Below are 12,670 nucleotides of genomic sequence, written 5' to 3'. Positions count from 1 at the left end.
CCCCCGCACATTGACGAAGCTATTTCGCACCCAAACTGGATAGCACATTCCGAAGATAAACAGCATCCTCTTTCGCCCACTGCTCCAGATTCGGCGGCGTGGTCTCGGCATACCCTACCTGACGAATAATCGATTCATCGAAGCGGTACTCGGTATGCACCGTTAGGGGTCCGTCAAAACCGCTTTTGCACAGAAGCCCCAGATAACGCCTCCAATCGACACCTCCGTCTCCTAGCTTTACAAAACAGGGAACATAAGGAGGAGTACGATCGGGCTGCGAGAGGTAGAGGGCATCTTTGATTCCGATAACGGACAGATAATCCCCAATCATCGCCAATCCCATTGCCCAATCCTCGCCATCAAGAAGGAGATGCCCGGGATCGGGATAGGCACCGATGTGCTGCGGATCGAAACCTTTGATGAGATGCATCAGTCCTGCGCAGTTGGATCCAATACAGGCACCGCTGTGAATCTGGTAACAGGTTTGCACCCCATATTTCTCACTGAACGCGCTAAACCCCTCAAGTTCCCTACGCGCGGCATCAATCGCCTGCCAATAATCGTCCTCCTCGTTAAACCGCCAGAACCCGATTTTGAGACGCGGGATGCCCGCTTCTGCACACGCAGCGTATAGCCCCTCCACCGCCGGTGCATTCGGATTCGTTATATCCGTAGCCGCTGTCGCCAACGGACAGGTGAGGTTTTGCCCCTCCCAAACCTTCATCGCTTTGGGCAGTGCTTCAACGACGTTATCGACGTGAATCGGGTGTCCCGGACGGACGCAGATATCCACCCCGTCGTAGCCGAGTTCGATGGTTTTCTCGCCGAGTTGCTCGACAGATAGCTCCGTAAAGAACTTAGAATTGAGTACAATTTCCATTTAGGGTTCCTCCTAGCGGAGTAGTTTATGATATAAGGCAATCTAATCGCGATTGAAATGCTTGCCGGGCAGATACTTAATCTCCAATTCGACATCACGGACGTAGCATTGGGGGATGACGTCAGGATCGCGTTCCAGTAGTGTGACTTCGAGGATATTCTCACCTGTTTGGGGCCAGTGGTGTGGGTCAAGTTGGTAGATGAACCAGTAGCCTGAACCGGTGCGGTAACGCGGTGCGCGCATCCGGTACATCTCGTTAATTTTACGCAGCAGATGTGTTGGTAGTTCTATGCTGTTCAGTTGAAAGCGTATCTGGTCGTTTTCGGTGGTATTCATGATTCGCACGCGCAGGAGAACCTCGTGGACTCGCCCCACTTGCTCCCAACGGGGCAGATCGTCACTGATTGTCACTTCCAACTGGACAGGTACGTTCACCTCCAAGTCGGCGGGCAGTTGCGATGTGAGTTCTGGACTCGGAAAGCGACCGCTCACTGTGGGGATATGATAGAATTTATCCTTGGGTGCCATAATATCCGGATGGGGCAACTCACGGAGTTTTTCATAGAACGACGCTTCGTAGGGCCAGTTCGTGAACCACTGGCTGATATAGAGTCCGTCAATGCCCTGTGCCCAGTAGTTGCAAGCCGCGGCACGAATCATTTCAATCGACGCTTCACCCAAGCGGTCGGAGTCCACGTTGCTATCAATAGCGGCGTGGATGCGGCACTGTGTTCCTTTGGCAGACTCTACCAAGGAGCGGAGATCATCAAGCAGGGGTGCTTCATAGGTCAGAGAAGTGCCGTTTGGATCTCGCAGCTCAGGTCTTGCAAGTGCTTGAGCGATGAGAACATCCACGATGCCTTGCCGCATCCACTCCTGTGGGTCCAAACCACGGGACAGACAGGTCTCGACATTCGACGGGATGCTGATTGCCAATTCCCGCTCGGAGCCACTCTCCTTTACTGTTGCATAGACTTGTCCAACCCATTCGGTCATGATTTGACACCCGTCCTCTACTTCATCCGGGTGGAAGTAGTAGGGCCAGAAATTAAATTGGAGCTCGAATCCATTGACCTCATAATTGGTAAGCACCTCTGAAATGAGTGCGAATCGTTCGTCACGGACAGCTTGGTTCATGAAATCAGCACAGTGGATACCGGGGAAATCAGGGTCTATGTTACCCTTTGCGCCGATCTCCAGATGCTTGTTATCCAATCGAAAATCCGAGCTGCGAATATCGTACCCCGGTCCTCCTCGCTCGCCGCTCTCTAACTGCATCAATAGCGTGGGATAAAACAGTAATCCCACATCATGGGCGCGATCACAGATTACCCGCAAGGGATCGTTGCCTTCTTGGATTAGGTGCAGCGCATTTTGGTAGGTCCGACGGAAGATGAGGTGATCCCATTTTTGGACATTATGTCCCCATAGTTCGCCGACTTCCGTATCATGTAGGACTGTTCGCCCGTCCCCCAAGCAAAACATTAATGCCTCGACAGGAGTGCCAGCAAGTTCGTCAACTGCTGCCTCGCACTCTTCTTTCTGCATTGCAGGCTCGTACATGTAGAGCAGCGGATGGCGTCCATCGTGATAGAACATGATGCGTGGTTTTTGCATAGCGGATTCCTTCGTTTAAGATAACCGATTTTGGGGTCATGATTATGGACTTCTATTTTGCCACGATGTTCTTCCGAAAGTCAAGAAGATACTCGTATCGGATTCGGCAGGAAATAGTGAATTATTCTCTTTTTTTTGACTCTCTTTTTTGAGTAATTCCTGCTATAATTTACTTTACATTGGTGAGAGGCAAAGTAGAATGGAACCTGAAGGAATACAGCACTATTGTGAGTCTGCCGAACTATATGGGCGAAAGGAGCGTTATCATGGTCAATCAGCAGTACCTTCTCGATGACGAAGGGATACAGAACTTCATCAAAAATGGGTATATCACAGTCCACCCCGATTTACCCGACCTCCACGAAGAAATCTACCGGGCGACTGCAGCAATCTTTGAGAAAGAGGGAGACCCGCGGAATCATATCCTACAAAAAGTTCCCGCGCTGTATCAGGTGTTTGCCCATCCGACTGTTCGGGGTGTCCTGACCAGTCTTTTGGGACCGAATTACATGATGCATCCACATCGCCATGCACACATGAAGCAGCCGGGCCAAAAAGGTGGTGCGTGGCATCAGGACGGCAGATCGAAACATTTCACAACGAAAGACCATGGGTGGCTTTTTGAATGGAGACGGCACCATTACTTCCGATCTGTTTGGGCATGGTATTATCCGCAGGAGGTTACCGAAGATATGGGACCGACGGCGGTTATACCGGGTGTGCAGTATTACGATCTGGAGAGTATGAGACACTACAACAGTGCCTACAGCGATCCGGAGATTGGTGCGCTGCTTTGTGGAAAGGCGGGAACGATAACGATTGGTCATTACCATCAGTGGCACAGCAGCTGGGGGACAAATCACAGTAATAAGAATCGTTACATGATTAAGTTTCTTCTCACCCGCACAGAGGAGCCGCAGCAGCCTTCTTGGGGTGCCAATGGTATTACTGCGACAGATACCAAATCACTCACCGATGACACACCGATACCCGGTCAGGAAGCGGTGTGGAATCATGTGTGGAGCTGGTTAAACGGAGATAATGAGGCGATGGCAAACAATGGAAGCGTGAATGGGAATCACGTTTCTGAGTTGATTGCCGCGTTGCGTGATGCCTCTGCGTCTGCTCGTCTGAATGCTGTCTATGCCCTCGGAGCGGTTGGTGAACCTGCTGTGGATCAACTGATAGAGGTGCTGCGTCAAACCGCTGAACCCGTTGAGATTACGGATGAGCCGATCTTAACTCATGCAGCATACGCCTTGAGCGCGATTGGTGCAGCCGCTGTTCCCGCTTTAACTTCTGTCCTAAATGAGGATACGGCGTGGTGGGTGCGTGCGACCGCAGCGGATATCTTGGGAGACATCGGCACACCTGCCGCAGAAGCGGTTCCCGCGTTGATTCAGGCTCTGGATGATCCGTCCGAATGGGTGCGTCGTAATTCCGTGAATGCGTTGGGGACTATCGGTGGGGAGATGGACGCATTGATAGCCGCTTCAAAGGATGATCACCCATTGGTTCGCTGCAATGCGGTGAATGCACTGGCAAGGACATGCAAAGGGACCGATGAAAGCATTGACGCCGCTAGCCGTGCGCTATCGACGGTGATGTATGACGATGAATACGCTATCATCCGCGAGTACGCGATTGCTGCGTTAGAGGAGATGGGATCCACACACTAATAATTAGGCGTGTTCTAAGAGACCACCGGCGTCCAGTACGCGCCAGAAGGTGTAGTCTGCGTGGTGGACGATTGTGTTCTCCAAGCTGCGGACGACTAACTCACCTTCGCCCGAATGGGCACCGGCTGTGTGCGCGACGGCTTCTGGCAGTCCGACGGTCAGGCAGACGTGGACGCCGTAGCCCGGATGCCGAATCGACGGAAATCCAGCAGCACTTGGCGATTCTCGCCAGCGGGCTTGGTTTTCTGGATCGAATTCCCACGGCTTGCCCACATCGTGGCATAACGCGCAGGCGATTAGGAGGTCACGGTCTACGCCAAGTTCGGGAAACATCGCTGTCAGTTCGTCGTAGGTTCGCATTGCAAGCAGCGTGACGCCACGGATATGGTGGGTCTGTGTACCCCGCTTGAGTGGCGGTGTGTCCGGATTGCCCGACGCACGAATTTCGTCAATGGATTTGAATGAGCTTTTTCCTAGGGAGTAAGCCCACGCATCGATGACCTTATTCCGCAATGTTTCGTTGCCGATTTCGTTCACTTCGGGCAGTGAACGGATGACCGATTGTCGTAACTCTTCAGAAATTTGCATAATTTTCTCCTAGAACGTGAAACGTGAAAACCATTTGGTTCATTAGTTCGTTGGTGTCTGACTTATGGGATTCATATAAAAAGAAAGTGCAAATGAGAGAAACACCGAGTTTTTATCGGGTTGAGTGATGTAAGAGCGGGGCAAGATGCCCCGCCTACGATGGGTGTGGAGTCTGAACATGTCCCTCGACGCCCGATAAATCGGGCAACTACAATCTGAGATGCGTAACTCCTACGGAGTTCTAGAACATGGAGAAGTCGATTTCCTTTGCCGTGATGAATTCCAACAAGGTCGGAACTCCTTCTTCTGTTTTCTGAATTCCGCGTTTGATAGCAGGGATAATCTGATCCGGCGTTTCTATTCGCTCGCCGTAGCCGCCGAATGCCTTTGCCATGTCGGCGTAGTTTCCAGATATGTCTGTGCTGCGATATTTCTCAGTGGACAGCTGCATAATCGGCAATTCGATTGCCATGGAGAAGTTGTTAAACAGCACTGACAGGATGGGGATACCCGCTCTGACGGCGGTCTCGAAATCCATGCCTGTGAAACCGATGGCGGCATCGCCCCAGATGTTGATGCACAGCTTGTCCGGTTCTGCTAACTTCGCGCCCATCATCAGCCCAAGTCCGTACCCCAGTTGTGTGGTTTTGCCCCAGCCGATATAGGACAGCGGTGTGACCGATTCCCAGAAGGGTGAAAGCTGATCACGCGGACTTCCGGCATCGTGGGTGATAATAGTGTTTGCCACATCTACCGTGTTCATCAGATCCTGAATCACTCGGTAAGGGGAAAGGGGAACTTCGTTGGAGGTCAATTTGGGATTCCACTGTGCTAGCCATTCCTGCCTGACCGTTTGAATCTCCCGCGTCACGCTCTCAAGGCGACCTCGTGGGTTGCCGTTTAGACGCCCACGAATTTCATTGACTAACGCCTCTAGAGTCAAGCGAGCATCCCCAATTAGAGCGTGTTCCACGGCTACATCTTTGTTGAGATCTGCTGCATCCAACGTGGCATGAATAATTGTTTTGCCTTTTGGTATGGTTGGTGCGTAGTTGGTGATGCTGAAGCTGCACCCGATTCCGAAAATAACGTCCGCATTTTGCAGGAAGTGATGCACTGGTTTTGGCAGAGATCGACCGCCGGAGCCGAGAGAGAGGGGATGGTTTTCAGGGAAAGCACTCTTGCCGCCGAGACTGGTGGTCGTGGGTGCCTCCAGAAGTTCGGCGAGTTCCCTTAAAGCGTTCCATCCTTTGGCATAGTGGACTCCTTGACCTGCGTAAAACACAGGTCGTTCCGCCTCTAGCAAGACATCAGCGATTTTTGGAATCTCGTTGGGGTCTGGCGCAGGGCGGGAGACCGGGGTGGGTTGGTAATTCAGAGGTTCAGAGATCTCCTCCTGAAACACATCGTTGGGAAATTCCACCAACGCCGGACGGGGTCTGCCGTTCCTTACCTGAGTAAAGGCGCGTCTCAGAGCATCGGGCGCTGCTTGAGGTAGAATAACCTGCTCGCAGGACTTGGTAACATTCTGGAAGTTGAGGAAGGAATTGAAATTAGGGGGAACGTTGGTCAAGGAACGCGAGTAACCCATCGGTAACACCACGATTGGCACTGAATCGCCATAAGCCTGTGCGACACCACCAAAGGCGTTCTCCGAACCGGGACCACTCTGCATACAAAACACCCCGATCCGTTCACCGGAAGACACCCGACTGAACGCATCCGCCATATGGAGGCCAATGCGTTCTTGGCGGACGATGATCGGGCGGATTCCCACAGCGGCTGCGGCATCAATGATTGGATTGACCGGATAAGCAAATAGGTATTCTACACCCTCTGCCTTCAAAATGTGAGCAACAGCATCAGCAACTTTCATAAAGTCTCCTTATTTGTATGTCTAAAGCGGGGTCACTTATGTTGAAAAATGGTGTAACAGAAACCAAGTTTTCAAAAAAAACTCGGTTTCTCTTCGCGCTTTACACTTTTTTGATATGAACCAGGAAGTTTATTTCAATTATTTCGGGTTTCTGATTTTTCTGCTTGCGTCGGGCAAGGGGGATTGCGGATGCATCGCTCGCGCTTGCGCCCGGAAGTCTAACCCTTTTTGACCTAGTGCTTGCAATTCTTCTGGACTGCCGTCAAACCATTCCTTTAGGCGTTGGCGGGCGATGTGGACATGCAACACCTCGTCTGCCCAGTCGAAATCCTGAAGGGTTGTCATTAGGGGATGGCGAGCGGTATCGCGGCAAAACTCGAACTCTTCGCGCTTGCCGGGTGGGTATTTCATGAGACCTGCTTCGACGCCGAAAAGCATGGCATATAATTCGAGGGGCGGCATCTTAAAGAGATAGGCAGATTCCCAATCGCGTATTGGCATCACGGAACGTTTATCAAAGATGTCCTCTGTCGCTGCTTCACCAAAGACGGAATGGCGCATTTCGTCCCAGAGGTGACGGGAAATATCGGCATAAAATTCCCACTGCTGCCCTTTCATTTCGTACAGCACAAATCCCAATGCTTCGGCAATCGTGGTTTCTCCGAGACGGGTTGCAATCATCTGCATCAATCGCTCTTCTACCCGCTCGTTGTCGACATGGATAATATCCCACACACGCGGAAAAGTATCATCGCGGGTGAGCTGCTTCGGAATCAGATATGGGGTTGCCGCTCGGATGGGTTGGAGCGCGTCAAGGTTCACTTCGCCTGTACCATCAATGCCCCCCGCAGCTGCAAGCAGGTTGTGAAGCGTCCTGCTCCAAGTCTCCGCTTCTGCTTCTTTTTCCGGCGTATCAACGACATCGTGGTAGGCGGCTTCTAGCAGACCCAAGCCTTCTTCTACTTCGGCGATGACGGTTTTCAGGATGCGCACGGTAGGATAGTCCGCCAAACCGTTGGTTTCGCTGACATACCTTTGGTATGCGTCCAAAAGCGCGGGTTTGAACACTTTTGTTAATCCCGCCAACAGTTCAACGGTATTCGCCGCGTACATCGCTTCATCGAACACGATTTGCAAGGATGTATCGGGGACTTGATACGCTTTTGTTTTAGAGATGCGCAGCTCAGGCAATCGGGCTTTGAATTGAGACGCGTGCTGGGAGTCTTCGTATTGCAGCCTTGCCAACAGTACCTTGACATCTCGCTCTGGTGTACTGATGATGTGGGCAGCTTGCAGAAACATCAATCGTTCTGCCACGTAGGCGAATCGATGGATTCGGGCGGCGCATTGATCGACGCTGAATCCCTGCTGTGTTGCATTGTGCAAGCCTGCGTATTGATGGGTTCGATCCATCCTGCTTTCTCCTCGTTGTGCTTAACTAGCGCAAGTTGCTATATAGGTCAAGTTTTGATACCCGATACCTATCAGAAATAACCAAATTTACGACACACATGTCGCCCCTCTGGGGCTTGGGGGTATTGGTTTATTGATATGCTATACACATATCGCCCCTCTGGGGCTGCTTTGGGTCGGGTAAGTCACTTTGAATCCCGATTTATCGGGGAGGCCCGACCTACGGGTATAGGGGTCAATTTGATCGCACGGTACATCACTAGCAACTTGCGTTTCAATAGTCTAATGTTCACTTTGATTTTTCAAAAACGTATCTACTTCCTGACGAGTAGGCATGACGGGCAGCGTTCCCAAACGGGTGACAGCTAACGCACCTGCGGCGTTGGCACGACGGATAGCGTCCACAAGCGGCAGCCCTTCCGCTACGGCGACAGATAATGCGCCTGAGAAAGCGTCTCCTGCTCCGGTTGTGTCCACCACATCCACTGGGAAACTCGGAATGTGAATTGTATCATCCGGCATTACAAGAAGAGCACCATGTGCTCCCCGATGTAGTACCACGGCACTGGGCCCCATTCCGAGAAGTTCACGTGCAGCTCGCTCTGCTGTTGTGTCATCCGAAACGGAATAACCCACCAAGGTCTCTGTTTCCTGTTCGTTGGGTGTTAGGATTGTGCAGTTGCACCAAGTTTCAGGACTGTAGGGGCGGGCGGGACCGGCGTCCACAATCACCGGAACGCCATAATCTACTCCTAGTTGTACAGCAGTCGCCACGGCGGGTTCGGGAACTTCAAAGTTGACCAAGATACCGTCCAACGTGTCGCGATGCAGTGCCAAGGCTTGTTTCACATCATCAGAACTCAAGCAGTCGTTAGCGCCTAAGATCCCTAAGATGGTGTTTTCGCCGTCGGCATCGATCATTGCGATGCCCACACCTGTCGAGGCTTGTGGGTGGACCGTGACGGCATCCACATCAACACCTTCCGCTTGCAAGGCAGCTATTTCCATACGCCCAAAGTCGTCGGCCCCGATGCAGCCGAGCAGCACCGCTGCCCCTCCTGCCCTTTGTACAGCGACCGCGGCGTTAGCCCCTTTACCACCGGGACCAATTTTAAAATTGTCCGCCAACAGCGTTTCTCCCCTAGTGGGAAGGCGTGGTGTTTGCACCGCCAAATCTATGACAACGCTACCGATGACAGCGATCTGTTTCATGCGCTTATCTCCCGTCAGGTCTCCTTTAGAACTTGAGCGACTACCTCATTGGGATGAATTTCTGTCATACACAGATGTGGTTGATCCTTTCGCATACACTTCCGCTTATAGCAGGGACGACATTCTACCGGCTTCTCAATAACTTCGTGGTTTTCGCCATAGGGACCGTGACGGATCGGGCTAGTGGGACCAAAGAGCGCGATCGTCGGTGTCCCCACAGCTGCCGCGATGTGCATCGGACCGCTGTCGCAGGTCAGGTAAAAGGTGCAACTTTCGATCAGGGCACCGAGCTGCATCAGCGTTGTTTTTCCAATCAGGTTAATTGTTTCCACTTTTGTAATTTGTGCTAACGCTTCGCCGAGTGGGATTTCGGCGGTTGAGCCGGTGAGCAGTATTCGCGCACCGAAACGTTTTTGTACTTGTGCTATCACTTCCGCAAACTTCTCTAGGGCCCAGCGTTTTGTACGCCATGTCGTGCCGAGATTTACTCCAATCAGGTTTTCCTTGAGAGAGATACCGTGCGTTGCAAGTATCTGACGCGCCGCATGACGGTCTGCGTCCATGTGCCAAAACTCCAATTTTGCGTTTGGTTCGTGGATATCGATTAACTTCAGCACGCGCAGATAACGGTGGACTTCGTGGCGGTCCGTCCGGTCCACGCAAGTTCGCGTTAGGAGGATACCCCGCCCACTTACATTTGAGCCAATCCGTTCAGGAATATCCGCCAAAAATGGGATCAATGCGTTACGAAAGGAGGTTGGGTGAAGGACGACCGCAAGATCGAAGTCTGACCGGCGCATCTCGTTCACTGATTTATAGAAAGATGGCAAAAGGTTGAGCCCCTTCCCCTTATTATCAACCATCACTTCATCGATATATGGGTGGGTCGCCATCAAGTCCGCAACGAGTGGGCGAATTAGCAGTGCTAAGTGGGATTGGGGATACGCGATTTTCAGTGCTCTTAATGCCGGTGTGAGCAGCACCATATCTCCGACCCAACCGCCGGTTTGGATGACAAGAATTCGATTTCTCAACGAATTTCCCCTTACCGCGTTGATTGTTCGATTATGATCTTGCTTTTGCTACAAGAACTTGACACGGGGAGCCGGGGGATCTCGGAGGACTCATCGGATCGGTACGGACCGACCGATTCGGGCAGATTCGTAGAGGGCATCGAAGATTTTTGCAACAAGTAGCACCTCTTCTGCCGGCACAGGTGACGGCAACCCTTCACGAATCGCTTTATGGAAGGACTCAAATTCCCCCAGCAAACCGGTAAGGAATTCCGGTTCATAGTCGATCATTTCATCTTCTTTATCCATATAGATGCGTGTGGGACTGTATGTCGCACCGGCTCTGTCGCCCATGAAGAAGGTCTGTCCGGTATTTTCAATATGAGATGCCCACGCGGTTTCCAACGTCACGGTTAAGCCCCCTTCAAAGCGGACAGCGCCCATCGCAAAATCTTCGACATCGAATTGGGCAGGGATCCATGTTCCCCAATCGTTAATCACATCGGCTTGATGTCCAAATTTCTGCGCGATTGATCCAAATGCTTCGATTGGTTTCGGTGCGCCGATCATCCACAACAACACATCGAGGATATGCACCCCGATGTCAATCAGGGGTCCGCCTCCTGCTATTGATTTTGTAATGAACGATGGTGTAGCAGGTATACCCCGTCGTCGCATTGCCATTGCGCGAGCGTAGTAAATATCGCCGAAGAAACCATCGTCATATAACTTGCGCAAGGTCCGCGCTTGTGGGCTAAATCGTGATTGTAACCCAATCTGAAGCACTTTTCCCGATGCTTTCTGAGCATCGACCATAGCCTGACCATCGATTGCATTTCCGGCGATTGGCTTCTCGCAGATCACGTGCTTCCCCGCTTCAAGTGCTGCGATTGATGGCGGAGCGTGAAAATTATTCGGCGTACAGACACTGACAGCGTCCAATTCAGGCATTGCGACGAGTTCGTTGTAGTCAGTGAAGATATGTTTGATGTCGTGCTGCTTCGCAAAATTCTCCGCACGCTGTCGGTCAATATCGCAGACACCAATGATTGAAACACCTTCGACATTCCTGTGTCCTGGCAGATGTTTACCACCGGCAATTCCACCCGCGCCGATGATACCAACCTTAATTTCTTGCATTATGATTTTCCTCTTTGGTGGCTCACACTTTGCTAGTTTATCGCACGTCCTTCCATTGATCTGGAAGTTCTATTCATTTTATGTTCTAAAAATAAAAAGGATAGTTTCGTATCTGTAAATCTGCTGGCCACTCAGATATATCGCCGCCCTTTTTGTCTTTGGCTTGAGACGCTTGTGCCCAAGCTGATCCCATCTGTTTTACGAACAATGGAACACCATAAGTTTTGCATTGTTCGCGAATATCAATGACCCACTCTTTTTGGATAGGTCTTGCCCCATAACCAGACTCTCCTCCCACAATAACCCAATCTATGGATTCCAATTTCAAATCTGTTAAGGGACCGATCAAGGGCTCCAAGGATAGAAATTTGATAGCAGCTCCCGTCTTCCTTAAGCAATCAATGCGGGAGGTACAATCCTGATTTTCAATACTGACGCCCATCCATACATTCTTGGGCCAATGTATTTTGTCACTAAGCTCAGATAGCCGTTGCGAACGCTTTGTAAGCACCTGAAATTGATGCCAATGAGCCCGTTCCATGACATCAAAAACCTGAGAAATGAAAGGAAGGGAAACATCTTCATGAAAAAGATCGCTCATAGAGTTGACAAAGATCAATTGAGATTTTTTCCATTTCAGGGGGGCTTCAAGCAATTCAGGGATTGTCTGTATCTTACTTGTCCATTTTGGTCCAGTTTTGGTTGTTTTCACTAACCCTTCGTATGCCATGCCCTTTCCAGAAAATCTGGCAGCAATTCGTTCAGCATAGCAGAAACGGCAGCCTTCAGAAACACGAGTGCACCCTCGAACTGGATTCCACGTTGACTGTGTCCACTCTATCTTTGATTTCGTTGCCATTTCTATTCTCTCCTCGGTGGAAATGTTACGATGACCTTATCCGCAAACGTGACTTTTTTCTCTCCAGTGACTTTGTCCTTTCGCTTAATTCGTTTATCTGCAGGAGGATTCGTTTGGATTTTCCCCTCAGCTTCAAGAGTTGCCAAAACATCTTTATAATTGGATGGAATATAAGGTTTACCTATATTATGTTGGTCATAAATCTGTTTCATAGTTATTCTTTTGCCTGCGAAATCAGTTAGCCGCATCTCGGCTAAGTCATCAAGAGGACGTGACAATTCAAATAATAACGGATGTTCACGGGTAGCGGCGGGATTATCAAAAAAACCTTTAGGTCTAAAACCCAAGTATTCATACTTGGTATACAGATTGCTTTAGCAAGTTTAATCTTGA

11 protein-coding genes are annotated in these 12,670 nt (G+C 50.8%); 1 reads left to right on the top strand and 10 read right to left on the bottom strand.

All coding sequences use genetic code 11. The annotated features are described in order from the left end of the window. Nucleotides 1-19: 19 nt before the first annotated feature. Together J4G02_01830 and J4G02_01825 are read right to left on the bottom strand one after the other, a co-directional pair. Nucleotides 20-880, bottom strand: a complete 861-nt coding sequence (locus tag J4G02_01830) for a sugar phosphate isomerase/epimerase (protein ID MCE2393334.1) — start codon at nt 878-880, stop codon at nt 20-22. Between the two features lie 42 nt (nt 881-922). Then, entirely contained in the window at nt 923-2,497 is a 1,575-nt protein-coding gene (locus J4G02_01825) for a hypothetical protein (GenBank protein MCE2393333.1), read from the bottom strand. A 266-nt stretch (nt 2,498-2,763) separates the two neighbouring features. On the opposite strand from J4G02_01825, the gene J4G02_01820 reads away from it, so the two are divergent. Continuing rightward, nucleotides 2,764-4,176: a HEAT repeat domain-containing protein gene (locus J4G02_01820; GenBank protein ID MCE2393332.1), complete on the top strand. Its 1,413-nt coding sequence runs from the start codon at nt 2,764-2,766 to the stop codon at nt 4,174-4,176. Nucleotides 4,177-4,179: 3 nt separating this feature from the next. Here J4G02_01820 and J4G02_01815 read toward each other — a convergent pair whose 3' ends face one another. The 8 genes from J4G02_01815 to J4G02_01780 all read right to left on the bottom strand — a co-directional run bounded on the left by J4G02_01815 (nt 4,180) and on the right by J4G02_01780 (nt 12,624). After that, nucleotides 4,180-4,764, bottom strand: coding sequence for an HD domain-containing protein (locus J4G02_01815; protein ID MCE2393331.1), 585 nt, complete (start codon nt 4,762-4,764; stop codon nt 4,180-4,182). A gap of 241 nt (nt 4,765-5,005) precedes the next feature. Further along, the gene (locus tag J4G02_01810; GenBank protein MCE2393330.1) at nt 5,006-6,640 is read right to left on the bottom strand and encodes a thiamine pyrophosphate-requiring protein; all 1,635 of its coding nucleotides are present in this window, start codon (nt 6,638-6,640) and stop codon (nt 5,006-5,008) included. Between the two features lie 138 nt (nt 6,641-6,778). Next, on the bottom strand, nt 6,779-8,053 hold the full coding sequence (locus tag J4G02_01805; protein ID MCE2393329.1) for a hypothetical protein: 1,275 nt from the start codon (nt 8,051-8,053) through the stop codon (nt 6,779-6,781). A 282-nt stretch (nt 8,054-8,335) separates the two neighbouring features. Beyond that, nucleotides 8,336-9,265, bottom strand: a complete 930-nt coding sequence (locus J4G02_01800; protein ID MCE2393328.1) for a ribokinase — start codon at nt 9,263-9,265, stop codon at nt 8,336-8,338. Nucleotides 9,266-9,279: 14 nt separating this feature from the next. Continuing rightward, nucleotides 9,280-10,299 carry a lipopolysaccharide heptosyltransferase II gene (gene waaF / locus J4G02_01795; protein MCE2393327.1) on the bottom strand — a complete coding sequence of 340 codons (1,020 nt, stop codon included), beginning with the start codon at nt 10,297-10,299 and terminating at the stop codon, nt 9,280-9,282. A 90-nt stretch (nt 10,300-10,389) separates the two neighbouring features. After that, a complete protein-coding gene (locus tag J4G02_01790; protein ID MCE2393326.1) occupies nt 10,390-11,418 on the bottom strand; it encodes a Gfo/Idh/MocA family oxidoreductase in 1,029 nt (342 codons plus the stop codon). Nucleotides 11,419-11,503: 85 nt separating this feature from the next. After that, the gene (locus tag J4G02_01785) at nt 11,504-12,277 is read right to left on the bottom strand and encodes a phage Gp37/Gp68 family protein (GenBank protein MCE2393325.1); all 774 of its coding nucleotides are present in this window, start codon (nt 12,275-12,277) and stop codon (nt 11,504-11,506) included. Between the two features lie 2 nt (nt 12,278-12,279). Then, nucleotides 12,280-12,624, bottom strand: coding sequence for a hypothetical protein (locus J4G02_01780; protein MCE2393324.1), 345 nt, complete (start codon nt 12,622-12,624; stop codon nt 12,280-12,282). Between the last annotated feature and the right edge of the window lie 46 nt (nt 12,625-12,670).

Source organism: Candidatus Poribacteria bacterium (assembly GCA_021295755.1).
GTDB lineage: Bacteria > Poribacteria > WGA-4E > WGA-4E > PCPOR2b > PCPOR2b.
Note: the sequence above shows the minus strand (reverse complement) of the source record. Positions and strands in the feature narration are given on the sequence as shown.